Origin of the sequence: Natronomonas pharaonis DSM 2160 (assembly GCF_000026045.1) — an archaeon.
Classification (GTDB): Archaea; Halobacteriota; Halobacteria; order Halobacteriales; family Haloarculaceae; genus Natronomonas; species Natronomonas pharaonis.
In genome coordinates this window covers 1290026-1312530 of the sequence record NC_007426.1, presented here as the reverse complement: position 1 = coordinate 1312530, position 22505 = coordinate 1290026, and the positions used below count along the sequence as shown (strand labels likewise).

The window sequence follows — 22505 nt, the reverse complement described above, 5'->3', positions numbered from 1 at the left end:
TTCCGTTCACACGCCCTCCAGCAGTTCGATGGGTTTATCAATTCCACCCCGGTACAACCTGTTGCGTTCGAGGGCTCGTAGATCAGCGGTAGATCATCCCCCTGGCACGGGGAAGGCCCCGGGTTCAAATCCCGGCGAGTCCATTCGTCTCGCTTCGCTCGACTCATTCTCTCGCCGACCGTCGCAAACCCATCGGGTTTGCTCAGTCCCGGCGAGTCCATCGGAGCGATTTCTACGAGCGAGAATAGTCGAAGCGGGATTTGAATCCCTACCAGTCGCAGCTCGCGCAGGAGCGAAGCGACGGGCAAGATGTCTGGTTCTGGGTTGACCTCCTCCCCCCCGTGAACGGGGTGGGATTCCCACGGCACCGCACCGCTTGGTTGGGAGTTTCAGGTTTGCAGTCCAGTCGGCATGACCAGAACTCCTGGCGGGGCCAAGCCGCCGGTACTCCTATCCCGGCATGGGATTCAGAGTTACCGTGCTGTTCGGCATCCACAGCCAGCGGCCCAAAGGGGGTTCCTCCAGACGTGGCGTGGCCCGAATCCCGATATTATCCGTTTACCAGGGCGGCGAAACCGCCTCGGCGTGGTCATGGCTACGTCCCGATTGAGAATAAAACTCCGGGATGGCTCGATCTCGTGGAGAGGGTTCTAGTTGTCGGCTTCATCCACACCCGTAAACGAGTGGGCTTTTGCCTCGCTACCGCTGTAAATCCCAGCGAGTCTACTCGCTTCGCTCAGTCGTCTTTGATGAAGTAGTAGACTAGATTTATGTCATAGCCACGAGTCCGATTCTTTATTAGCAGCTAGCCCACATTTGGGAGTGGTTTTTGCGTACTGCGATATATTATTTCCAGCATGCAAAATAACTCGTGTAGCACACCAATATCGGTATTCGGATAGACAAGCTTAATACGCGAACGGTACAACGTCGCGTTGATGAGCATTGATTACAAGAAGCTGTGGCCAGAGGCATTAGACTTCGAAAGCCTCGATCAGAACGCACAGCACGTTGACCCGAAAGACGAAGACTTCGATTACGCCGAGGCGTTCCAGGAACTCGACCTCGAAGAGGTAAAGCAGGACATCGAGTCGGTAATGACCGACTCCCAGGAGTGGTGGCCGGCGGATTACGGTCACTACGGACCGCTTTTCATCCGAATGGCGTGGCACAGCGCCGGCACCTACCGTACCACCGACGGCCGTGGCGGTGCCTCCGGCGGCTATCAGCGCCTGCCGCCGGTCGATAGCTGGCCGGACAACGCGAACCTCGATAAGGCTCGCCGAGTGCTCTGGCCGGTCAAGCAGAAGTACGGCCAGAACCTCTCGTGGGCAGACCTGATTGTGCTCGCCGGCAACGTCGCTCTGGAGTCGATGGGCTTCGAAACGTTCGGCTTCGCCGGCGGCCGCGAAGACGACTTCGCCCCCGACGAGTCGGTCGACTGGGGTCCCGAAGAGGAGATGGAAGCCTCCGACCGGTATGACGAGGCCGGCGAACTGCCCGAGCCCCTCGGCGCGACCGTGATGGGGCTCATCTACGTGAACCCCGAAGGACCGGACGGCGAGCCGGACCTCGAAGGCTCGGCAGCGAACATCCGGGAATCGTTCGGCCGGATGGCGATGAACGACGAGGAGACAGTCGCACTCATTGCCGGTGGCCACACCTTCGGGAAGGTCCACGGTGCTGACGACCCCGACGAGCACGTCGGCGGGCCGCCCGCGGATGCGCCAATCGACCTGCAGGGTCTCGGCTGGGAGAATGACTTCGGTGAGGGCAAAGGCCCCGACACGATTACCAGCGGTATCGAAGGGCCGTGGAACACCACGCCGACCCAGTGGGACATGAGCTACATCGACAACCTGCTCGACTACGAGTGGTGGCCGGAGAAAGGTCCCGGCGGTGCTTGGCAGTGGACCACAGAAAGCGGCGAACTTGATGCGGCCGCCCCCAGTGTCGACGGGTCCTCGGAGAAGGAAGACGTGATGATGCTGACGACTGACGTGGCACTGAAACGCGACCCCGACTACCGGGAGGTTCTGGAGCGCTTCCAGGAGAACCCCGACGAGTTCCAGGAAGCCTTCGCGAAGGCTTGGTACAAGCTCATCCACCGCGACATGGGCCCGCCGGAGCGATTCCTCGGTCCCGAGGTCCCCGAGGAGACGCTCATCTGGCAGGACCCGCTGCCCGACGCCGACTACGACAGTATCGGAGACGAGGAAGTCGCCGAACTCAAGGAAGCGCTTCTCGACTCGGAGCTTTCGGTCGCACAGCTTGTCAAGACCGCGTGGGCGTCGGCGTCGACCTACCGCGACAGCGACAAGCGCGGTGGTGCCAACGGCGCTCGTATCCGCCTCGAACCACAGCGCAGCTGGGAGGTCAACGAGCCTGCGGCGCTGGCCGATGCGCTGGAGACCTACGAAGCGATCCAAGAGGAGTTCAACAGCGCCCGGTCCGATGCTGTCCGTGTCTCGCTGGCCGACCTCATCGTGCTTGGCGGCAACGCCGCCGTCGAGCAGGCGGCCGCTGACGCCGGCTACGACGTGACGGTCCCCTTCGAGCCAGGCCGCACGGACGCTACCCCCGAACAGACCGACGTCGAGTCCTTCGAGGCGCTCAAGCCGAAGGCCGACGGCTTCCGGAACTACCTCAGCGACGAGGCCGAACGCAAGCCCGAGGAGCTGCTCGTCGACAAGGCGGACCTGCTGAACCTGACGCCGCCGGAGATGACGGTGCTCGTCGGCGGCATGCGTGCGCTGGGAGCGACCTACCAGGACACCGACCGCGGCGTCTTCACCGATGAGCCAGGGACGCTAACCAACGACTTCTTCGTGAACATCCTCGACATGGACTACGAGTGGGAGCCGGTTTCGGAGGACCGAGAGGTCTTCGAACTCCGCGACCGCGAGACCGGCGAGGTCGAGTGGGAAGGCACCCGCTTCGACCTCATCTTCGGGTCTGACTCCCGACTCCGTGCCATCTCAGAGGTCTACGGTGCCGACGACGGCGAAGCGGAGTTTGTCGAGGACTTCGTCGACACGTGGAGTAAAGTGATGAAACTCGACCGGTTCGACCTCGAATAGGGTCACTCTCGCGGCTTCACAGGCGGCTCTCGTAGCCGCACGCCGTACTTTTTGTGTTGCTTATTTCAAAGGCCGACAGTCGAGCGTTATCGCATGTCGGCGACCAGCGGCAGTATTGTCTCTTGTCCTGTATCGTAGCCGGACGCGTGGTCAGTCTCCGGCGGACGAGCGAACCGCTTCGAGCGGTCGCCCCCGTCGGCTCGCGGCTGCGTAGTCGGTGTTGCAGGCTCGTCGGCTATCGGAACGAGCGGTGCGTCCGATGGGGGGCGATAGGATTTGGTATCACCGCCGTCGGTCATCGGACGGGGGTCGTCGGGTGAGTCGGCAATCGGTGCAATCGGGCTTGCGTATGGGATGGACATCGGTGAGTGGTCGGTGAGCGCGTACGTTCGAACGGCGATGCTCGGCGAGCAAAATTAGTAGCGTACGCGTACCGATACGGCGTGGAGCATCGTACCTCCCTCTGGTAGCCGGAGTATAATAAATGTTGATGCTAGTTCCCAACTCAAATCGAGGGGAACCCGACAAAGAGGAACGAGCCGACCGCGAGCAGGACGCTCGCAGTAAAGACAGCCCCGAAGACCGGCTTACTCCACGCCAGTACCGACTTGCCGTCCAGCGGGCCGAACGGAATCATGTTGAACGCCGCGAGGAAGGCGTTGATGATGACGCCGAGCTGGCCGACTGCGCCGACAAACCCACCCACGAAGACGAGTGGGAGAAAGACGCCGACGAGCACGATGTTCGTCACCGGACCGGCAACGGAGATGAGACCGTTTTCTCTAGGCGTGATGCGGCCGCGATGATGGACCGCACCGGGTGCAGCAAAGAGAAAGCCCGCAAAGGCCGCGCCGACACACAGCGCAAGCATCGGGTAGTCGGCCCGGAACGCCGCAGCCTGTCCGAACCGGATTGCGACGACCTTGTGTGCGAGTTCGTGTAGCAGAAAGCCGACGCCGACGGTTACCAAGCTGAGAACGAATACGGTGGCGAACTGCGGTGACAGTATTGCGCCGGTAATGTCGGGAAAGACGTCCCGGCCGGTCGCGACGAAAATGAAGATACTGAACGCAACGCCGAGGGCGACCCACGCGATAGCGAGGTCGCGGAGCTCTACCTCGGAGAACCGAATCTCGGCGACATCGACCGTCATTGGAACGACCCGAAGATGATATCCACACTGTTTCGTGCCGCCTCTACCATCAGTCGAGCGACGCCGCTTGCGCCCTCAACACCCGAGCCGGCGAACAAGTACGGCAGAAACACCGTCGCGAAGACGATACTGCCGATGAAGCTGCCGACGTTCGTCAGCGCGACAATCATGATGAGCCGGAACAGCGGCACGTCGGTGAGGTCGGACCACAACTGCCGCAGCGGCGTCTCCTCGTCGGACATAAGCTCGTTCAGCGTCGAGATATCGCCAACGTTGACATTGAGGTACCGGAGCTCGACGTAGCCGGCGAACCAGCCGGGGGCGAGCAGGGGGTTCACACTCGTCAGCCACGCGACAGCCCCGCCGACGCCGGCCGACCGCCAGTGTGCGCCGGCGAATTTCGCGAGGCCCGCCGCGAGCGCGCCGTTGACGAGGAACCACGCCGCAAAGAGCCGGAAGAGCAGTTCGCTGGAGGCCCCCTCGACGCCGGTGTAGGTCGCAATCGCCAGCAGGACGAAAAACGCCAGAAAGCCGAGCGTAAAGAGGTAGCCAAAGAGCTTGTACAGCGAAAAGCGGCTTCCCGAGGCTTTCCCCGTCAAATCCTCCATCGGAGGCAGCAACGACGGCGTCTCCAGATATTTCTCAATCCCCTTCCGGTGGCCGGCACCGACAACGGCGACGACATCGTGGCCCTGGTCCCGCAGCGAGACGAGGTTGTGAGCGATGTAGGCGTCCCGCTCGTCGATGAGCGCTTCAGCACCGCCGGGCGAAAAGCGGCGGAACTCCTCCATCATCGCGCTGACGACATCGGTGTCTGTCATCCGGTCGACATCGAACTCCTGTAGCTCGTCGTCCTCGGGGGCCAGCCGCCCCAGCAAGGCCGTGATAGCGAGCCCAAGCACCAGACCCAACCCGAGCGCGACGAGCAGCGTATCTGCAGCGCCGACGAGTATTCCGGGACCGAGGCCGGCCGGAACAACGAACGGGCCGGCGACCGCTCCGGCGAGTATCGAGACAACGAGCGCGATACCGATGCCGACGCCCATACCGATTTCAACCGGTGTTCCGAAGCCAACAGCAAGGCTTCCGACCAGCTTGAGCTTTTCAAAAAACGACAACCGTGCCCAGAACCGCTGTATGGTCACCTGAATATCGCGGTCGACGAGCGCGACATCGATGCCGTACGCTTCGGCGGTGTCGACGGCGGCTTTCATGTCCGCGCCGGGCTCGATGTCGAACCGGTCGCCGAGCCGGGCCTGTACGTAGGAGAGCATCCAGTATGCGAGGAACTGATACACCGTGTTACCCTTCAGTAGGTCGCCGGCGTCGAGGTCCTCGGGCGCCTCGCCGCGCAGCTGTCGGTAGCGTCCCTCGTCGAGTTCGACGGCCACGACGTCCGGGCGCTCCTCGTCGATGACCGCCTCGACTTCCTCGACGCTCGCCTCGGAGACGTGCGCCGTCCCGACGACGGTGACGGACCCCTCCTCGACGTCTGTACTCATTGTCGGCACCTGTCGGGCGAGGGCTTTACGTGTGTCGGGACGCGCCGGGCGAACCGAAGCGCACAACCGCACTCAGGAGGTGGTGTCTGTCAATGCCAACGCTCGCGGACTCGAAGACCGAGATGACGGAACTGCTGATGCCGAACGGGACCAACAACCTCGGGCGGGCGCTCGGTGGAACCGTCCTCCACTGGATGGATATCTGTGCGGCCGTCTCGAGCATGCGGTTTGCCGGAACGCAGTGTGTGACCGCGTCGATGGACCATGTCGATTTCGTCAGCCCCATCGACCTCGGTGAGGTCGCCGTCGTCGAGGCCTACGCGTACGACACCGGCGAAACGAGCATCGAAGTGAAAGTAAACGTCTCCGCAGAAGACCCACGCTGCGACGAGCGACGACCGGCAGCCTCGTCGTTTTTCACCTTTGTCGCCGTGGACGAGAACGGCCGGCCGACCGAGACCCCGGAGCTCGACTGCCCAACGGCCGCCGAAGAACAGCTCAGAGACGACGCGATAGCCGAGCGACGCGACCGGCTACAAGAGGTTGCCGACCGTCTCGGCGGCCTCGAGTAGCGTCCGCAACGCCAGACAGCCGGGAGGAGGTGGACTTAGCGAACGACCGTCACCGGGACGGGTGAGCGGCGGACAACCGCCTCGGCAACACTGCCGAGCAGCACCCGAGTGATGCCGTCCCGGCCATGGCTCCCCATCACGACGTGGTCGATGTCGTTTTCGTCGACGTACTCGACAATGGCGCGGGCGGGGCGGCCGACGACTGTCTCAAGCTCGAACTCGCGGTCGTGGTCGGCCGCGGCCGCTTCGAGTTCGGCTTCGGCCTCAGATTCCGCTTGCTCGTACCAGTCCTCCCAGTAGCCCGGCAGCGCTGCCTCCGGCGGAGCATCGTAGCCGGCATCGACGAAATCGAGGACTCGAAGGAGCACGACATCGTCGTCGGCATGGTGGGAGACAGCATGATCGAGCGCTTCGGCAGCCTGTTCGGACCCGTCATACGGAACTACGACTCGCATGGGCGGACATACTCCCCACCGGCGTATAACTTTGCAGGCCGGACGAGAGCGGGAACAAAAACACCGTTGTACTGGCCCCGCATAATGATACGCATGGGACTCGACGTGACGCCGCCGGACCCGCCAGCGCTTCCGGAACAGGACACCGACGAATACGAGGATGTCGACGTACAGGGCACCGACTACCGGCGCGACGAGTTGGAGACGTTTCTCCACAATGGCGCATGGGAGGAGGCCTTCGAGCGATGGGCAGCGGAGACTGACCTCGAGGAACGCGCCTACGACATCGCCGATGACCTCGGGATGTTCGAGGCGTTCGACTTCTTCTGGGACGACTTCGCCGACCGCGTCGGCTACCACGCCCCCGGCATCCCGGAAGACTGGAAAGAACGGGAGCTTCACCCGGAGCTTTCGTCGTGGGAGACCGTCTCCGGTATCAATGCCGCGATGGCGGAGTTTGGTGATGTCGTGAGTCGGACGCTGAAAGAAGAGTACGTCGACTGGGAAGCAGACTACGACGCGCCGGACGACCTCCCGGATTTTTAACCGTCACACGGGGCCGGAGGCAGTCACCTGAACCGTTCGTAACGAACTTGCACGGAGGTGCTCGAAACGTCTGTGAGTGTTTCGCTGATGTGGTCGTCGAGGTCGTCACGGCCGGCCCCGGGTTCGAGGTCGAGCGGCTCGGGAAGCGCGTGGGCGATGAACCGGTAGCTGTCGTGGTCGGGCGACTCATGACAGGGAGGTTGGTAGCCGATGGCTCCGTCCTCGGTCGCTCCTTGGACGGCCTCTTCGAAGGCATCAGGGGTTTGCTCGTCGCCGATTCCGGGCGGGATTTCGAGCGGCTCCGTCGTCGGCAAGCCCCAGAGGAGCCAGATGGTTCGTGGCGTGTAGCCACGTAGCCACTCACCGACAACCGCCAACGATGCCGTACCGGAGGGGACTGACGTTATCCGGAGCGGCGGTGAAACGCCTTCCCCGTCGCAGGTGTACTGCTCGGGCAGCACCCCCTCAGCGTCCGGGATGGCGATATTGAACGCTGAGCCGTCCGGCGGCTCACCGCCGATGGTACAGCCCGCTGTCGCCACCAGCGGGGCCGCGGCAATCAACTCGCGTCGTCGCATACAGACTGTAACGGCTCGACGCTAATGACGACACCGCAACGCTGTGACATGGACGACGCGCCGGTCGATAGCTGGATACACCTCTCACCCGAGGGCGAGGAGTTGATTACGGAGGCGCACGTCCGGCCTGGTATGAGCGCAGAAATCGTACCCCCGACGAAGCGGACCTGCGAACGTTGCGGTCGGACGGACGTCTGGGACGAGGCGGCTCAAAACTGGGTCATCGCGGACGTCGACGGGGAGCGGCAGGTCGGTAACAAGCATTGCATCCACGAGTGGGATATCAACGGCCAGTACAATCCGATCGAAGGGAAACAGAACACGGGCGCGGACGCCTGAAGCGATGCCGACGGTCTATATTACCGCACCGCGTGAGGCGGCCGATGACCTCGCCGCCGACCTCGTCGAATCGGAAGTGGCAGCCTGCGTCAACCGGGTCGACTGTTCCTCTACGTTCCGGTGGGAAGGAGACGTCGTCACGGAAGCCGAAGCAGTACTGCTCGCAAAAACGACCGACGACGGTTACGAGGCGCTGAAAGCACGGGTCGAAGACCAGCACCCCTACGACGTACCGTGCATCGAACGGTTCGACGAGGACGACGTTCTTGACGCGTTCGGCGAGTGGGTGGCAGAAAGCGTCCGGTAGCGGCCGGGCTACGGCTCCGGCACCGGCGGCGACCAGTTGTGGTGGTCGGCGACGAAATCGATGAAGCCCGGGAACTCGTGGTCGCGGCCGAGAATCTCGCGTGCGAAAGCCGGCTCGTCCATGTCCGTGAAACCGCCGGAGCCGACGAGCCGCCTGATGACCTCTCTTTCGTCAGCAGAGCTGTCGCCGAAGGCGTTGGTAAACGCTTCCGGCGTATCGTTGAACCGTTCGCTGAACTTCTCGCGTGCGGTCCCATAGGCGTCGTCAAGCCACCCTTTCCGCTGTTTGCGGTCGACTTCCTCGTGGGCCGCCTGTAACTTGGAAAACTCGCCAGCGGTCAGTGGGTCAGTGGCCGAGAGGAAAGTCACAAGCCTAATCGCCGTCTTCCGGGCCGCCGGGTCCGCCGGGTCGTCGCTGGGGAACCGCAGCCGGCCTACGGGGTCGCCGTCGATGTTTGGCGAGGTGGCGAGGGCGGCGGTGTAGGTTCCGTCAGTCTGTTCTTTGATGTAGACCGTGTACTGGAAGCGGTCGTGGCGGAACTGCCGGACCACGTCCGAGCGCCGACTGCCGAGCCGTCCGTACCAGTTTGAAATGCCCAAGTCAGGAAGCACGGGCGTGAAACTCGTCGGCGAGAAGACGAGATTGACAAGCTCCGTGTAGCTCAACTGGTCGATGCACGGAATATCAGCAAGCGAGTGCAGGACGGCCTCGCGGTCACCGTGGAGCCGCGCCGAACGGCCGCAGGATTCGCAGACGACGCTACGGCCCTTCGTCGGGTGTTCGGGCGTAACGGTCGGGACGTGGTCGCCCACGGAAACGTCGGGAAGCTCATAGCGGCCGCAGGGAATCGACGACAACTCGTCGAGCGCGCGGCGAATCGGCCCTTCGGCGTTCACCGAGTAGGGGACGGTAACCCCGCAGGTCGTACAACGGACGAATCGCTCGCGGGGGAAAAGGGAGGGCGTGTGTTCTCGGGCGACGACGTTGGGGTCAACATTAAAGTCCCTCAGCGTCGTCGAGCGGGCGTCCTGCGTCGCCATGGCGACACGTTCGGAACCATGTTTAAAAATTGTATCGCCAGTATCGAAAACTGGTTTCGAGCGCTGAAACGGACTACAGCGTCCGAAACGGGGAAGGGTTTTAATTGTTCGACTGACAAACCGTCTGGTAACCCCATGTCGAGCCAGTTGAATCCCCGAGATTATGACCTCGGTGAGCTCCGCGACGCGGTTCGGGAAACGACCCGGCGAGAGCGGAGAAACGAACAGACGCGGGATGAGGGGCTCGACGACGCCGACGGCGAGGGCGGTCAGCCGATAGAACCGGAGCGCAGCCAACAGCCGCGAGAGACCAAGACAGAGACGCAGGGACGACGGTCGAATACCGGTAGCCAGCCAGAACGACCGGAGCGACGCGACCGCCGGCGCGGAGATGAACCGGCCGAATACCAGCCGGCGAGCCAGCGCCGCCCCGGCCAAACGGCGGCTGCCGAGCGCGACGACCCCGAGACACCGGCGGAACAGCCCCAGACATCGGTCGGCGGTGCCGAAGACGCCGAGGCGGAGTCGACGGAAGCTCTTACTAGCTCCGAGAGCGAGGCGGGCGATGCCTTCGCAGACGCGTCGTCCGCACAAGAAGACGCGTTCGAGTCACCCGGAGGCGACGACTCGCCGTCCGCTGCTACCCCAACCGCCAGTACGGCTGATACCAGTACAGCGCCGTCCGCTACGGCGGAGTCAGAACCATCGCCCGGTGCCGATGCCGGCGACGACACCGACAGCATCGCTGATGACCCAGCGGCATACCTCCAGAGCCGCCACGAGAAGCGACGTGCCGCCGGTAGGGAGCCGGAGACGGGGCCCGACACCGAACGGTCCGACCCAGCAATCGCACAGGAGGATTTCGAACTGCTGGCGCGGCTCTCGGAGAACAGCGACGACCGACCGTACTTGCAGCGGCTCCCCGATGAGTACAGCGCCCAACTGGAGATATTCGATTGGCTCGATACGATGGTAGCGAAGGCTGGCCACGAGTCGACCGTCGAGGCCCTTGCGTACTACGAGTCCGTTGGCTGGCTCTCTGAGGAGAGTCGCGCACAGCTTGAGGACTTCGCCGACGGCCTTGCCGCAGCCGACGCCGGCGGTCACCCATTGACCGTCGCCGACCACCGTGAGAGTCTGCTGTACATCGCGCGACTCGCCCACCGTCTGGGACAGTAGCAGCCCTCCTACAACCGTTGCCGTCCGCAGGCAAGGTATTTTACCCTCCGTTCGGTCTACCCGGTATATGACACCCAACGAAGAGCCAGCCGGCAGGGGTTTATCTACTGACGACACCGCGGAGGGCGAGCGGACACGAGACGGACACGAGACGGCGACTGGCGAGCAACCACAGGACCACTACGGCACAACAGACGGGAACGTCACCAGCGGCCGAGACCGTGCCGAGCGTGGGCGCACGAGGACGGCCGATGAAGTGACCGAACCGGCCGGTCGGACAAGCGGCGAAGCGCAGCGAAGGGACGACGTGGGGACAGCGAAGGCCGAAGAAGCAGCCGATGAGAGCGTCGTTCCCATCGGTGTCAAGCTCGGCAGTACCCGGACGGTTATTACATATCCGTCGCAGAGCGGCGATGGGATGGAAGTAGTCCAATCGCTGACCTGCTTGGCCACGTACGAGGATCTCCTTACTGGACGAGAGCAGATACTCTACGGCGAGGAGGCCGCCCGCGAATACCCCGACGAGGTCGAGTTCATGCTCCGCTCCGGGCTGCCGGAGAGCGACGACAGCGTCGAATCGGCTGCAACGTTCTTCAGCGAACTACTCGCGGCTAACGATGTTCCGGAAAACAGCGTCGTCGTCTATGCGATACCGACAATCGACAACGAGGCCGGGCTCTCGAATCTCGAAGCCGTCGTTGAAAAAAGCCCCATCGGCGAGGCGCTGGTTCGCAGCTATCCGGAATCGCTGTGTGGCGCACTACCGGCTTTCGAGGAACGGCTTGCGGCCATCAACGACATCTTCATCACCATCAACATGGGTTCGACAAACCTCGAAGCGTGTGCATACCGGCGCGGCGAGCAGTTGGTGCCGCTGTCGACGGGGGCGACAACAGGCAACGAGGCCGACCGCCGCATCGCCAACTACGTTGAGGAAGAAACACAGGGGCGGGTGAACATCGACCGCACGACAGCCCGTGAGTACAAAGAAAAACACGCTGATTTCGACAGCTTCGAGCCGTTTACCGATGTCATCCAGCAGCCCGGCGGCGGCACCCACGAGTTTACCATCGAAGAAAGCGTCATGAAGGCCTGCGACGAGTACCTCGACGAAGTTGTCGACGAGGTCGCTAACGGCTTCCTTCCGGAGTTGGCGAACAACTACATGAAAGTCTACCAGCTTGCTCTCGACAAGCCGCTCGTGCTGACCGGCGGGATGGCGTGTATCCCCGGTGTCGTCGACGAGTTCGAACGCCGGCTCAGCGACGAACTCCAACGGGATGTCACGGCGGTCAGCGCCGACCGACCCGACCTTGCGGCCGCACAGGGAGCGTACGAAATCGCCGACCATCTCGCCCAGAGCCTCTGACCGAGAGCGAGCGATGGTACCCGGTGTTCCCGACCCCGGCGTCGTCGACCGACTCGACATCCAACGCGACGAGCCGGACCCGGCCGACCGCTTGCATGCCGACGAGACGCTTCTCACGACTGTTCGGCTCTCCCCCGGCTGGGTGGCAGTAACCGAACGGGCGCTTCTCACCTTCCACCCGGACCGTGACCCGAAAGTGGTGCGTACGCCCAGAGCAAACGTCACCGGTATCACCGTTCGTCGGACCGGCGGACGGGGGTTCCTCCGATACGTCCCGGGAGCGCTGCTGTACGCGCTCGGTGCTGGGCTCGTTGGCGTCGTCTTGCTTACCGTCTCACCCGGGCAGTTTCTCACCGTCCCGGACGCGCCGGGGGCTGGACAGCTTGACGCAATCATCCAGACGCTCGGGTGGGCCGTCCGGCTGCTCGGGTCCGTCCTCGTTTTTACAGCCATCCTTGCGGTACTTACCGCCGCGGTCGTCGTCCTGTACTGGCTGTTTTCGCGCGATGTTGCGTTCATTATCGAACGCGGCGACGCTGAGCCGGTCGAGTGCCCGACAAACAGACAAGTCGGACAGCGCGCACTCCGCGAGCTGCGCGAGACACTGAACTGACCGCGGAACTGATATAGCCCGAGACCGACAGGTTACATATGAGTTCGTCGTTCCGGTCCGAAACGAGGGGCATGAGTCAGCTCGCCAGCCTCGGCATCCTCCTTGGGTCAGCCGTTGTGCTGGCGCTCGCGCTCGGTCTTTTCATCTTCATCAACGGGGCCTGACTCCGCGTAGTCCCTCGGTCGTGTAGCCGCAGGTACACACAGCACAAGCTACATACACGCCGACCGGCTACCCGGAAACATGACCGACGACGCCGACCACCGCCGGCTCATCATCGCCGGGTCGGGTATCGCAGGCTTGACAGCAGCCATCTACGCGGCCCGTTCGAACAACGACCCGCTCGTGCTGGAAGGCCCCGAGCCGGGGGGGCAACTGACGCTGACGACTGATGTCGCCAACTACCCCGGCTTCCCGGACGGCATCGGCGGTCCGGACCTCGTCAACAACATGAAAGAGCAGGCCGAACAGTTCGGCGCGACTATCGACCACGGGGTCATCGACGCTGTTGACCCCGGACAGCCACACCGTATCGAACTCCGTGATGGAACGGTCTACACGGCCGACGCCCTCATCGCAGCATCCGGGGCATCCGCACGCACGCTCGGCGTTCCCGGCGAGGACGAACTCATGGGCTACGGCGTCTCGACGTGTGCCACCTGTGACGGGGCCTTCTTCCGTGGTGAGGACATGCTCGTTGTCGGCGGCGGCGACGCCGCCTGCGAGGAGGCTGCCTTCCTCACGAAGTTCGCCGACACGGTCTATCTCGCCCACCGGCGCGAGGAGTTCCGCGCTGAGGATTACTGGGTCGACCGGATTCGGGAGCTTGAGGCCGACGGTGATGTCGAGGTTCTCACGAACACCGAACTGGTCGAGATTCACGGAACGCCGGAAGACGGGGTCGACCACGTGACGCTTGCCCACAACCCCGACGGGTATCCCTCGGAGAAACTCGACGACGACGCAACCGAGACGACCGAGCGCGACCTCGGCGCAGTCTTTATGGCCATTGGTCATACGCCAAACACGGAGTATCTCGAAGGCACCGGCGTCGAGATGGATGCCACCGGCTACATCCACACACAGGGCGGCGAGGGCGGCGGCCAGACGAAGACCGACGTGTCCGGAATCTTCGGCGCGGGCGATGTCGTCGACCACCACTACCAGCAGGCGATTACCGCCGGTGGTATGGGCTGTAAGGCGGCCATCGACGCCGACGAGTATCTCGAAGCGCTAGAGCGGGAGGAAGGCGCTGTCGCTGACGCCGACGCTGCGGCAGCAAGCGACGACTAAACCATCGGCTTACCGGCTGCGGGGCGACCGGAAGCCACTTCCCTTCCCGTCCGAAAGCCGGCGTATGTCCGATACGACAGTAACTCTGCACATCGAAGGGCCAAACAGCGAAGACGAGGTAACACTGCCGGCCGAGATGCTTGAACTGATGCGCGAGTCCGACGAGTCCGACGCCGAAATCGTCGGTGACCTCGCGCTGTTTTCCTGCGCCCAGCGCATCCATGCGACTGTCCACCACGCCGAGGGCGGCGACACAGAGGAGTACCGTGCTATCGAAGAAGAGACAATGGAGCTTTTCGAGGAGCGCTTCGGTGCGAGCTATGGCGAACTGACCGGCCACCAGCACTAGTCCGACAACACGGGACCACCACCGATTTGAGGCCCGCTCGCCAACCCGGAGCCGATGAGCGACGAGCTTGCAACCGACATCACGCTGACCGGCGCTGTGGCGGTCGGTGTCGGGACGATGATTGGTGCCGGCGTGTTCGTGCTGCCAAGCCTCGTCGTCGCGGAGATCGGTCCGGTTCTCGTGGCGGCGTTTCTGCTCGCGGGGCTTGTTGCCCTGCTCAACGGTCTCGTCGTCTCGGAACTCGGAACGGCGATGCCCGCGGCCGGCGGCAGCCACCACTGGGTGACCCGGACGCTCGGACCGCTTTTCGGGACCGTCGCCGGCGTTGCCGACTGGCTCGGGCTGACGGTCGCAACCGCCTTTTATGCACTCGGGTTCGGCGTCTATCTCGATGTCGTCGTTGAGCTACCGGCGATTGCGTTCGGCGTTGTCTCGCTTTCGCCGACGCAGTTCGGAGCCGTTCTCGCCGGACTCGGCTTCGTCGCGCTCAATTACGTAGGCGCACGCGTCACCGGCTGGACCGAAATTGCGCTGGTCGGATTCGTCGTCACCGTGCTTGTCGTCCTCGCCGCCGAGGGCGTTCGGACGGGGCGGCTCGGCGATGTCGCCGGCGCGTTCGGCGGCGATGCGGTGCTGACGGCGACGGCGCTCGTTTTCGTCTCCTATCTCGGCTACGCGAAGGTCGCGGCGCTCGGCGAAGAGCTTGTCAACCCATCGAAGACGCTCCCCAGGGCGGTTCTTGGGAGTATTGTCGTCGTCACGCTGTTGTACACGGTGTTGATGCTCGTCGTCGACGGTGTCGTCGACTACGATGCCCTCGCCGACGAAGCAGCGATACTAGCGGCTGCCGAGGCGCTTTTCGGCACGGTTGGCGTCGCCGTTTTTGCTCTTGTCGGCCTCGCGGCGATGGCAACGTCAGCGAACGTCTCAGTGGCTGCTTCATCGCGGGTGGCGTTCGGCATGGGTCGAATGGGACTTGTCGCCGGCTGGTTCGATAACGTTCATCCGCGGTTTTCGACCCCGTATCGCGCTCTGCAGGTAACTGGGGCGCTCGTCGTCGTGCTCGTGGCAGTGGGCGACCTGCTTACGCTCGCGGTGCTTGCCAGTGCGCTCCACCTCGTCGGCTATACGCTCCTTGCGGCCTCGCTCGTTGTCGTCCGGCAGGTTCCGGACTACGAGCCCGACTTTCGCGTCCCGGCGTACCCACTGGTGGCGCTTGCCGCCGCCGGGGCATCAGTCGCGCTGGTGTTCGCGATGGGGCTCGACGTTGTCGCTGTGACGGTCGCTATCGGTGTCGGTGCTATCGGCTGGTATCTCCTCTACGGCCGCCACTACGCGACTGAGGAGGGGCTCCTCCCGAAGTATCTCGGCCAGCGCGCCGAGGAGCTGCCGCCGCTTGCCGCCAGCGCCGTCAAGGCCGCGCGGCCGGAGACGGTCGGCCATCGGACGCTCGTGGCGCTTTCGAACCCGCGAACCGAGGCGGACCTGATGGCGCTTGGCTGTGCCATCGCGGCCGCTGAGGACGGCGAGGTACTCGCGGTACATATCGTTACGCTCCCCGACCAAGTACCCCTCGCCCGGGGGCCGACGTACCTCGACCGCGTCGACGAGGACCCACGGGCGCTTTTGGACACCGCAAGCGAGGACTCGATTCTGGACGTCCCCGTCGAAACACGGGTCATCTACTCCCATCAGGCGGTCGAGGAAGTGTTCGCGACCGCCCGCAGAGCCGACGCCGATTCCGTCGTCATGGGCTGGCGCGGCCGACCGACGTTCATTTCGGGCCGGGCGGCATCGGTTGCCGACGAACTCGCACACGACCTGCCCTGCGATACGTTGGTCCTGAAAGACGAGGGCTTCGACCCGAGCCGAATCGTCATCCCAACGGTTGGCACCGACAACGACGCCCTCTGTGCCGGCGTCGCCCGCGTGCTACAGGAGACGTTCAATACCACGGTGACGTTGCTACACGTCGTCGATGGCGAAGGGAAACGAAGGGGCGGCGAGCGGTTCCTTGAGGACTGGGCGGATACTCACGACCTCGATGCCGAAACCATCGTCGACACGAGCGGTGATGTGGAACGCGCCATCGCCGAGGCGGCCGCCGACCACACGATGCTGCTCATCAGTGCGACCGAGCGCGGGTTGCTCTCGCGGCTGGTTCGCCGGACACTGGTCTACGACGTGGTCGAGGAGGTCGACTGTACGGTGTTGCTCGCAGAGCGCCCCGGAACCCGAAGCCTCCGAGAACGGCTCATCGGGTGACCTGCCGGCGTTTTAGCGCTATTCGGCCGATTCGGTCGTCTCGTAGACGACCGTGATATCGATATCGTGGCCGGTTCTATCGAGGATGGTCTGTCTGAGCGATTCGGCTACCCCGTTCCGCTCGGCATCGGCGTGGACGACGACCGACGCCGGGGTCGGCGAGACGAAGTCGGGGTCGTAATGGACCGTGACTGAGCGGACGTCCCCGTCGACGACCTCGTCGGCAATGTCTTCGACTGTTGACTCGAAAGCCGCATTGGCACGGGCCTCTTGTGAGGCGACGGCCAGAAACGAGGTCAAAATCAGAATGGCGACGACAAACGCCGCAAACCGCTCAAACGTCGCCCGCCGCGCCCGCGCCTCGTCGTACCAGTGGCTCGGCCGGTAGCGCTTGGTCCAGAACGTGACGATGCCGGCCGCGTTGATAGAAAGCAGGTTGACAGCGACGAGGATGCTCGCGCCGACAGCCAACACCCAGTCGGTGTAGGCGACGCCCAGCCCGACACTCGCCGCTGGCGGCATAAGCGCCACCGCAATCATGACGCCCACGAGCGCCTCGTCGGCCCCCGAGGTCAGCGACAGCGCCCCCGCGGCCCCGGCACCGAGCGCGACCGCAAGCGCGAGGATGCCCGGATGGGCGCGCTCTGCGACCTGTCCGAGCAATAAAAGGTCGAGCTCCGGCCGAACGCCGAGCCGGTACACGAACGCGAAAGCCGTTGACGCGCCGACAGCGAGGACGACCCCGATGGCCTGCGAACGAATGCCTTCCCAAAAGAGGTCGTCGTCGTTGATGACCGTCCCGACACAGGATGCCATCGCCGGGCCGATAAGCGGCGCAATGACCATCGACCCGACGACGATGGACGCAGAGTCCTCAAGCAGCCCCGCAGTCGCGACGACGGCGCTGATGATAGTAAAGGCCAGATAGTTCGGCGTCGACCGCGAGAGGTTCCGGGCTTTCGTTCGGAGTTCGTCTCTGGAGATACGTTCGTCGCCGCCCTGTTCGTCACCGGCGTCTTGCTGGCGCTCGAACCGCTCGGAGGCGATGGTTTCGACCTCCGAAACCATCGTATAGCCCGCCCGCTCGACGCCGATATCCCGGAGGGCTTCGAGAATTGTCTCGACATCGTCGGCGTCGGCGGGGACGAAGACGATATCGGAGTAGTCGGAGCGAGAGGTCTCGTCGGCCATCGCGTAGTCGACATCTGCCTCTTCGAGTGCCTCGACGACCACGTCGTGTTTCCCCTCCGGGACAAGCGTCTGCACCAGCCGCATCAGACAACCTCCCAGTAGAGGACGACCCCCTCATCGAGCCGCTCGACCTCGTCGAGTTCGAGTTCGGGGAAGTCCGCAACGAACCCCTCGCCGTCGGCCAGTGTGGGTGCATCCCGACCACCAATGACGAGGTCGCCGATGTAGACCGAAAGCGAATCGACGAGTCCGGCCTCAAAAAGCGAAAATATCAGCTCGCCGCCGCCCTCGACCATCAGCCGGTCGATGCCGCGGGCCGCAAGCTCGGCGAACGCCGTAGAAAGCGAGACACGGTCGCCATCAGTGACGATGAGTTCCGCGCCCGCTTCCCGAAGCGCCGCTCGTCGGTCTTCGGGGGCCGCGCCGCTCGTCAGTACGTAGGTATCCGGCTCGCCAGCGAGGATGTCGGCGTCCGGTGGCGTCCGACACGCCGAATCCGCGACCACTCGTGCGGGTGGGTCAGCATCCGGCCCGTATACCTCGGCTCGGTGCGCCTCGTCGTGGCTCCGAAGCGAGGGGTTGTCGGCCAGTACCGTCCCGACGCCGACGAGTACTGCGTCAACGGCCGCCCGCAGCCGGTACATCCGCTCGAAGTCCGCGTCGCCGCTGATGGCTATCTGCTCGCGTCGGCGCGAGGAGAGCTTGCCGTCCGCGCTCATCGCGGCGTTGACGGTAACGTCCATACGGACCCGTGTGCTTTCCGGCCGCAAAACGGTACCTGTCGCCCGGGCGCTCTGCGACCGTCACTCAGCGGCACACCGGTTCGGTCCGAGTTCGAGTTCGATGGCCTCGACCTCGTCATCGGGGCTGGCCCGTCCGCGGTTGATAGCGATGATGCGCTCGTAGTTCGGTGGCTTCTCCGGGGCGGCATCGCGGACGGTCGCAACGAACGACGCACGGTCGAGTTCCAGCACCGGGAGCTCGGTCCGGAGCTTGGCGACGGTGGTCGCAGCGGGGGTGCCGGGGTCGATGCCGTAGCTGCCGTCGTCGCCGACGTGGAAGTGGCCCGGAAGCACCGTCACCGAGTCCGGTTCGGCGAGTATTGTTCCGTGGAGCGACTCGTACAACAGCTTGGCACCCGTGTCGGCGTCGGCAGCGCCGAACTGGAGCTCGGTGCGGCCGACGCTGTCGACAAAGACGGTGTCGCCAGTCAGGAGCGCATTCTCGTCGACGAGGTAGCTCGCCATTCCGGACGTGTGTCCGGGGGTAAAGACCGCCTTGAGGTCGACGTCGCCGACGGTGACGACCTCGTTGCGTGCCAGTGGCTCGTAGTCGACACCGACATCGCGGTCAGAAACCCGCTCGCCGAGGTGATACGGCACCGACAGCTCGTCGGCGAGTTGCCGGCCGCCGCTGATGTGGTCGGCGTGAATATGAGTATCGAGAACGCGTTCGATTTGCCAGCCGCGCTCCGCAGCGGCGGCGACGAACTCGTCCGTGTGCCGCGTCGGGTCGACAGCAGCGGCGACACCCGCTTCGGGGTCGGCGACGAGATAGCCCAGACAGCCCTTCGCCCGGCGCTGTATCTGGACGATGTCTGCGTCGCCGCCAGCATCGATGTCTACGGCATCGTAGACGGCGCTCCAGGCGCGCATCCCGTCTTCGACGTATCGCACGTCGTCGTAGCCGGCTGCCGCCAGCTCCTCGGCCAGCGCTCGGGAGGATTTGCCCTTGGCACAGATGGTGACGACCGACTCCTCGCTGCCGATTCCGGTTTCGGCCTCGAAGGCCTCACAATCGAACTCGTGGTGCGGTTTGTAGAGATACTGACGGGCGTCTGCTAGCCGCCAGCTCTCGAAGCTCTCCCGGTCGCGGGTGTCAACGAGGACGAACCGTTCACCACTGTCGAAGAGCCGTTTCAGCTCTGTCGCGGAGATACCGACGGGGGCCTGCTCGGCTGTTGAAGCCATACCCGTGTAGTATCGTCGCCGCGATAATAAGCGCTATTGCAGCAACCGGACACACTTCACCGGAGCGCGGCCAGCGGCCGCAGCGGCAGCGGCACGTAGTCGCTGGTCGGCTCGTAGTTGGCGAACGCGAGGCTGTTTGTCATGACCGAGACGCTGGAGGCGGCCATCGCGGCCCCAGCAAGCGCCGGGTTCAGCAGTCCAAGCGACGCTATGGGGATGAGCGTCGTGTTGTATGCGAACGCCCAAAAGAGGTTCTGCCAGACCTTCGAGATAGTCGCCTGCGAGATGCGGAGCGCCTTGAGCACGTCGGCCGGGTCCGAGCGCATCAGCGTCACGTCTGCGGCCTCGATGGCAACGTCGGTCCCGGAACCGATGGCGACGCCGATGTTCGCCGTCGTCAGCGCCGGCGCGTCGTTGACCCCGTCGCCGACCATCATCGCATGCGTGCCGTCGGCCTGGATAGCATCGATGACATCGGCCTTCTCGTCGGGCAGAACGCTCGCTCTGACGTTCGCTTCGGGAATGCCGACTTCGGCAGCGACGGCGTGGGCGGTCCGCTCGTTGTCGCCGGTGAGCATGAACACGTCGTAGCCGCGCTCGGTGAGCGCCGCAACGGTTTCGGTGGCGCTTTCCCGAACGGTGTCGGCCGTCGCAACGACGCCGACGACCGCGCCATCTACGGCGACGACCATCGCCGTCTTGCCCTCGGCTTCGAGTTCCGCCATCGTCTCGCTGGCGGGGGCCGTGTCCACGCCGCGGTCTTCGAGGAGCTTCCGGTTCCCGACGAGCACTTCGCCGTGGTCGGTCGTTGCTGTGACACCCTTGCCCGGAACGTTCTCGAACTCCGTCGGCTCCGTGACATCGATAGCACGCTCTTTGGCTCCCGCAACGATAGCCTGACCGAGCGGGTGCTCGGAGCCAGCTTCGGCGCTGGCCGCCGCCGACAGAACGTACGTCTCGTCGACTGCGGGTGTGGTAACGGCTCCGCCGTCCGGTCGGTGGCTGTCGAGCGGGACGACATCGGTCAGCTGCATCTCGCCTTCGGTCAGGGTGCCGGTTTTGTCGAAGACGACCGCATCGACCTCCCGAACCCGTTCGAGGATGTCGCCGCCCTTGAAGAGGACGCCGTTCTTCGCCGATATCGTCGAGCCGACCATCGTCGCCGCGGGCGTCGCCAACCCGAGCGCACAGGGACAAGCGATGAGCACCGCCGACGCGAAAACGACCATCGAGAACTCGAACAGCGGCACGCCGCCGGCAACCGGGCCGCCGCCGACCTGCTCGAAGGGGAGATACTGAACCAGACTGTAGAGTTCGGTCGGGAACGCCGCCCACAGAATTGCCCAGACGACGGCGTTGACGATGACCGCCGGGACGAAGTAGCCGCTGACGCGGTCGACAAGCCGCTGGATGTCCGGCTGGCGGGATTGGGCTTCCTTGACGCGGCGGACAATCTGCTGGAGGGCGGTATCCTCGCCGACCTTCGTCGCCTCGACGACGAGCACGCCGTTTTCGTTGACCGTCGAGCCGACGACCTCGTCGCCCGGCGACTTCTCGACGGGGACCGATTCGCCGGTCAACATCGACTCGTCGACCGCCGAATCGCCGTCGACGACGACGCCGTCCGTCGGAATTCGCTCGCCCGGACGGACCTTCAGCCGGTCGCCGACCGCGACCTCTGAGAGCGGCACCGTCCGTTCCTCGCCATCGACGACGACGGTCGCCTCTTCGGCCTCCATCCGGAGGAGTTCACGAAGCGCGTCGGAGGCCCGAGCTTTCGAGCGGGCCTCCAACCAGTTGCCGACGGTGATAAACCAGAGGATGAAGCCAACCGCCTCGAAGTAGAGGTCGCCGGTAATCGCGCCGAGAACCACGGCCGTACTGAAGAGGTAGCCGGCGGTTGTCCCGACCGCAACCAGCGTGTCCATATTCGCGGTCCGGTTTCGGGCCGCGGTGTATGCGCCGACGATGAACTCCTTGCCGAGCGTTGCCATCAGCGCCGTCGCGAAGACGAACTCCACCCACCCGAAGGGGACACCGGCAACGGTGTCCGGCTGCGGGAGGGGAGAGAACATCGCCGTCATGAGGTAGATGAAGGGAAGCGTGAGTAGTCCGCCGCCGACGACGAGGCGGCGCTGTTTCCGCAGTTCGCGCTCGGCGGCCGACCCGCCCGCGTCACCGTCGTCGTCGCTCTCGTCGACGACCGGGTCGTATCCCGCGTCTTCGATTGCCGCACGGGCAGTTTCCACCGAGAACGCCTCCGGATTATATTCGACTGTCGCCTCGTCGGTCGCGTAGTTGACGGAGGCATCGATGGCCCCCGGCACCTCCGCGAGCGCCCCCGCGACGGTTTCCGAGCAGGTCGAACAATGCATCCCACCGACCTCGATGGTGCGCGTCTCCCGCCGTGGCTCATACCCGGCCTCGGAGATTGCCCCGTAGATGTCCGACAGCGATGCCGTACCGGGGTCGTACTCGACCGTCGCCGAATCGGTCGCGTAGTTGACCGAGGCCGAACGGACACCATCGAGGGCCTCGACCGACTCGGCGACGGTTTCCGAGCAGGTCGAGCAATGCATCCCCCCGACCTCGATTCGCGTTTCGGTTGCCATACCTATGTATACGAGTCCCCCGTTGATGCGGTTTGTCCCTTCTGGTCCAAACTGTAGCTGCCACCCCACCTTTCTAACCAAAGCAAAAAAGA

General features: G+C 64.1%; 22 protein-coding genes and 1 tRNA gene. 13 read left to right on the top strand and 10 right to left on the bottom strand.

What is annotated here, in order from left to right:
* Nucleotides 1-71 precede the first annotated feature (71 nt).
* Nucleotides 72-143: transfer RNA gene (locus tag NP_RS06685), tRNA-Ala, on the top strand.
* Between the two features lie 795 nt (nt 144-938).
* Entirely contained in the window at nt 939-3080 is a 2142-nt protein-coding gene (gene katG / locus NP_RS06680) for a catalase/peroxidase HPI (protein ID WP_011323070.1), read from the top strand.
* Between the two features lie 86 nt (nt 3081-3166).
* Here the strand turns inward: katG and NP_RS06675 are convergent, their stop codons facing one another.
* The 3 genes from NP_RS06675 to NP_RS06665 all read right to left on the bottom strand — a co-directional run bounded on the left by NP_RS06675 (nt 3167) and on the right by NP_RS06665 (nt 5735).
* Nucleotides 3167-3442: a hypothetical protein gene (locus NP_RS06675; protein ID WP_011323069.1), complete on the bottom strand. Its 276-nt coding sequence runs from the start codon at nt 3440-3442 to the stop codon at nt 3167-3169.
* Between the two features lie 143 nt (nt 3443-3585).
* Nucleotides 3586-4233, bottom strand: coding sequence for a zinc metalloprotease (locus NP_RS06670; RefSeq protein ID WP_011323068.1), 648 nt, complete (start codon nt 4231-4233; stop codon nt 3586-3588).
* On the bottom strand, nt 4230-5735 hold the full coding sequence (locus NP_RS06665; RefSeq protein ID WP_011323067.1) for a TraB/GumN family protein: 1506 nt from the start codon (nt 5733-5735) through the stop codon (nt 4230-4232). Before NP_RS06665 ends, NP_RS06670 begins: the two co-directional genes overlap by 4 nt.
* A gap of 92 nt (nt 5736-5827) precedes the next feature.
* On the opposite strand from NP_RS06665, the gene NP_RS06660 reads away from it, so the two are divergent.
* Nucleotides 5828-6307 (top strand): acyl-CoA thioesterase, encoded by a 480-nt coding sequence (locus NP_RS06660; RefSeq protein ID WP_011323066.1) that lies wholly within the window; start codon nt 5828-5830, stop codon nt 6305-6307.
* A gap of 35 nt (nt 6308-6342) precedes the next feature.
* On the opposite strand, the gene NP_RS06655 is transcribed toward NP_RS06660, so the two are convergent.
* Nucleotides 6343-6762, bottom strand: a complete 420-nt coding sequence (locus NP_RS06655) for a universal stress protein (protein ID WP_011323065.1) — start codon at nt 6760-6762, stop codon at nt 6343-6345.
* A gap of 93 nt (nt 6763-6855) precedes the next feature.
* On the opposite strand from NP_RS06655, the gene NP_RS06650 reads away from it, so the two are divergent.
* Nucleotides 6856-7308 (top strand): hypothetical protein, encoded by a 453-nt coding sequence (locus NP_RS06650; RefSeq protein WP_049939545.1) that lies wholly within the window; start codon nt 6856-6858, stop codon nt 7306-7308.
* A gap of 23 nt (nt 7309-7331) precedes the next feature.
* Here NP_RS06650 and NP_RS06645 read toward each other — a convergent pair whose 3' ends face one another.
* Nucleotides 7332-7886 carry a YbhB/YbcL family Raf kinase inhibitor-like protein gene (locus tag NP_RS06645; protein WP_011323063.1) on the bottom strand — a complete coding sequence of 185 codons (555 nt, stop codon included), beginning with the start codon at nt 7884-7886 and terminating at the stop codon, nt 7332-7334.
* Between the two features lie 132 nt (nt 7887-8018).
* Between NP_RS06645 and NP_RS06640 the strand changes: the two genes are divergently transcribed.
* Together NP_RS06640 and cutA are read left to right on the top strand one after the other, a co-directional pair.
* Complete coding sequence (locus NP_RS06640) at nt 8019-8225, top strand: HEWD family protein (RefSeq protein ID WP_011323062.1); 207 nt, start codon at nt 8019-8021, stop codon at nt 8223-8225.
* A 4-nt stretch (nt 8226-8229) separates the two neighbouring features.
* Nucleotides 8230-8532: a divalent-cation tolerance protein CutA gene (cutA, locus tag NP_RS06635; protein ID WP_011323061.1), complete on the top strand. Its 303-nt coding sequence runs from the start codon at nt 8230-8232 to the stop codon at nt 8530-8532.
* An 8-nt stretch (nt 8533-8540) separates the two neighbouring features.
* Here cutA and NP_RS06630 read toward each other — a convergent pair whose 3' ends face one another.
* Nucleotides 8541-9572, bottom strand: a complete 1032-nt coding sequence (locus tag NP_RS06630) for a hypothetical protein (RefSeq protein WP_011323060.1) — start codon at nt 9570-9572, stop codon at nt 8541-8543.
* A 135-nt stretch (nt 9573-9707) separates the two neighbouring features.
* On the opposite strand from NP_RS06630, the gene NP_RS06625 reads away from it, so the two are divergent.
* From NP_RS06625 to NP_RS06600, 7 genes are all read left to right on the top strand, one after another.
* Nucleotides 9708-10751, top strand: a complete 1044-nt coding sequence (locus tag NP_RS06625; RefSeq protein ID WP_011323059.1) for a FlaD/FlaE family flagellar protein — start codon at nt 9708-9710, stop codon at nt 10749-10751.
* A 67-nt stretch (nt 10752-10818) separates the two neighbouring features.
* The gene (locus NP_RS06620) at nt 10819-12120 is read left to right on the top strand and encodes a hypothetical protein (RefSeq protein ID WP_011323058.1); all 1302 of its coding nucleotides are present in this window, start codon (nt 10819-10821) and stop codon (nt 12118-12120) included.
* Nucleotides 12121-12133: 13 nt separating this feature from the next.
* Nucleotides 12134-12733 carry a hypothetical protein gene (locus NP_RS06615; RefSeq protein WP_011323057.1) on the top strand — a complete coding sequence of 200 codons (600 nt, stop codon included), beginning with the start codon at nt 12134-12136 and terminating at the stop codon, nt 12731-12733.
* Between the two features lie 38 nt (nt 12734-12771).
* Nucleotides 12772-12897, top strand: coding sequence for a hypothetical protein (locus NP_RS15085; protein WP_269764005.1), 126 nt, complete (start codon nt 12772-12774; stop codon nt 12895-12897).
* Nucleotides 12898-12976: 79 nt separating this feature from the next.
* Nucleotides 12977-14026 (top strand): NAD(P)/FAD-dependent oxidoreductase, encoded by a 1050-nt coding sequence (locus NP_RS06610; RefSeq protein WP_011323056.1) that lies wholly within the window; start codon nt 12977-12979, stop codon nt 14024-14026.
* A 64-nt stretch (nt 14027-14090) separates the two neighbouring features.
* Nucleotides 14091-14375, top strand: a complete 285-nt coding sequence (locus NP_RS06605) for a DUF7545 family protein (RefSeq protein WP_011323055.1) — start codon at nt 14091-14093, stop codon at nt 14373-14375.
* Nucleotides 14376-14429: 54 nt separating this feature from the next.
* The gene (locus tag NP_RS06600) at nt 14430-16640 is read left to right on the top strand and encodes an amino acid permease (RefSeq protein ID WP_011323054.1); all 2211 of its coding nucleotides are present in this window, start codon (nt 14430-14432) and stop codon (nt 16638-16640) included.
* A gap of 18 nt (nt 16641-16658) precedes the next feature.
* Here the strand turns inward: NP_RS06600 and NP_RS06595 are convergent, their stop codons facing one another.
* Genes NP_RS06595 through NP_RS06580 form a run of 4 tightly spaced genes read right to left on the bottom strand, consistent with a single transcriptional unit; the run spans nt 16659 to nt 22413 of the window.
* Nucleotides 16659-17915, bottom strand: coding sequence for a TIGR00341 family protein (locus NP_RS06595; RefSeq protein WP_011323053.1), 1257 nt, complete (start codon nt 17913-17915; stop codon nt 16659-16661).
* A complete protein-coding gene (locus NP_RS06590; protein ID WP_011323052.1) occupies nt 17915-18574 on the bottom strand; it encodes a 2,5-diamino-6-(ribosylamino)-4(3H)-pyrimidinone 5'-phosphate reductase in 660 nt (219 codons plus the stop codon). The genes NP_RS06595 and NP_RS06590 overlap by 1 nt, the downstream gene beginning before the upstream one ends.
* Before the next feature lie 60 nt (nt 18575-18634).
* On the bottom strand, nt 18635-19801 hold the full coding sequence (locus tag NP_RS06585; RefSeq protein WP_011323051.1) for an MBL fold metallo-hydrolase: 1167 nt from the start codon (nt 19799-19801) through the stop codon (nt 18635-18637).
* 56 nt (nt 19802-19857) lie between these two features.
* Nucleotides 19858-22413: a heavy metal translocating P-type ATPase gene (locus tag NP_RS06580; protein ID WP_011323050.1), complete on the bottom strand. Its 2556-nt coding sequence runs from the start codon at nt 22411-22413 to the stop codon at nt 19858-19860.
* Nucleotides 22414-22505 lie beyond the last annotated feature (92 nt).

Coding starts and splice junctions, on each gene's coding strand:
- katG (WP_011323070.1), top strand. CDS start 939: ATGAGCATTGATTACAAGAAGCTGTGGCCAGAGGCATTAGACTTCGAA.
- NP_RS06675 (WP_011323069.1), bottom strand. CDS start 3,442: ATGTCCATCCCATACGCAAGCCCGATTGCACCGATTGCCGACTCACCC.
- NP_RS06670 (WP_011323068.1), bottom strand. CDS start 4,233: ATGACGGTCGATGTCGCCGAGATTCGGTTCTCCGAGGTAGAGCTCCGC.
- NP_RS06665 (WP_011323067.1), bottom strand. CDS start 5,735: ATGAGTACAGACGTCGAGGAGGGGTCCGTCACCGTCGTCGGGACGGCG.
- NP_RS06660 (WP_011323066.1), top strand. CDS start 5,828: ATGCCAACGCTCGCGGACTCGAAGACCGAGATGACGGAACTGCTGATG.
- NP_RS06655 (WP_011323065.1), bottom strand. CDS start 6,762: ATGCGAGTCGTAGTTCCGTATGACGGGTCCGAACAGGCTGCCGAAGCG.
- NP_RS06650 (WP_049939545.1), top strand. CDS start 6,856: ATGGGACTCGACGTGACGCCGCCGGACCCGCCAGCGCTTCCGGAACAG.
- NP_RS06645 (WP_011323063.1), bottom strand. CDS start 7,886: ATGCGACGACGCGAGTTGATTGCCGCGGCCCCGCTGGTGGCGACAGCG.
- NP_RS06640 (WP_011323062.1), top strand. CDS start 8,019: ATGAGCGCAGAAATCGTACCCCCGACGAAGCGGACCTGCGAACGTTGC.
- cutA (WP_011323061.1), top strand. CDS start 8,230: ATGCCGACGGTCTATATTACCGCACCGCGTGAGGCGGCCGATGACCTC.
- NP_RS06630 (WP_011323060.1), bottom strand. CDS start 9,572: ATGGCGACGCAGGACGCCCGCTCGACGACGCTGAGGGACTTTAATGTT.
- NP_RS06625 (WP_011323059.1), top strand. CDS start 9,708: ATGTCGAGCCAGTTGAATCCCCGAGATTATGACCTCGGTGAGCTCCGC.
- NP_RS06620 (WP_011323058.1), top strand. CDS start 10,819: ATGACACCCAACGAAGAGCCAGCCGGCAGGGGTTTATCTACTGACGAC.
- NP_RS06615 (WP_011323057.1), top strand. CDS start 12,134: ATGGTACCCGGTGTTCCCGACCCCGGCGTCGTCGACCGACTCGACATC.
- NP_RS15085 (WP_269764005.1), top strand. CDS start 12,772: ATGAGTTCGTCGTTCCGGTCCGAAACGAGGGGCATGAGTCAGCTCGCC.
- NP_RS06610 (WP_011323056.1), top strand. CDS start 12,977: ATGACCGACGACGCCGACCACCGCCGGCTCATCATCGCCGGGTCGGGT.
- NP_RS06605 (WP_011323055.1), top strand. CDS start 14,091: ATGTCCGATACGACAGTAACTCTGCACATCGAAGGGCCAAACAGCGAA.
- NP_RS06600 (WP_011323054.1), top strand. CDS start 14,430: ATGAGCGACGAGCTTGCAACCGACATCACGCTGACCGGCGCTGTGGCG.
- NP_RS06595 (WP_011323053.1), bottom strand. CDS start 17,915: ATGCGGCTGGTGCAGACGCTTGTCCCGGAGGGGAAACACGACGTGGTC.
- NP_RS06590 (WP_011323052.1), bottom strand. CDS start 18,574: ATGGACGTTACCGTCAACGCCGCGATGAGCGCGGACGGCAAGCTCTCC.
- NP_RS06585 (WP_011323051.1), bottom strand. CDS start 19,801: ATGGCTTCAACAGCCGAGCAGGCCCCCGTCGGTATCTCCGCGACAGAG.
- NP_RS06580 (WP_011323050.1), bottom strand. CDS start 22,413: ATGGCAACCGAAACGCGAATCGAGGTCGGGGGGATGCATTGCTCGACC.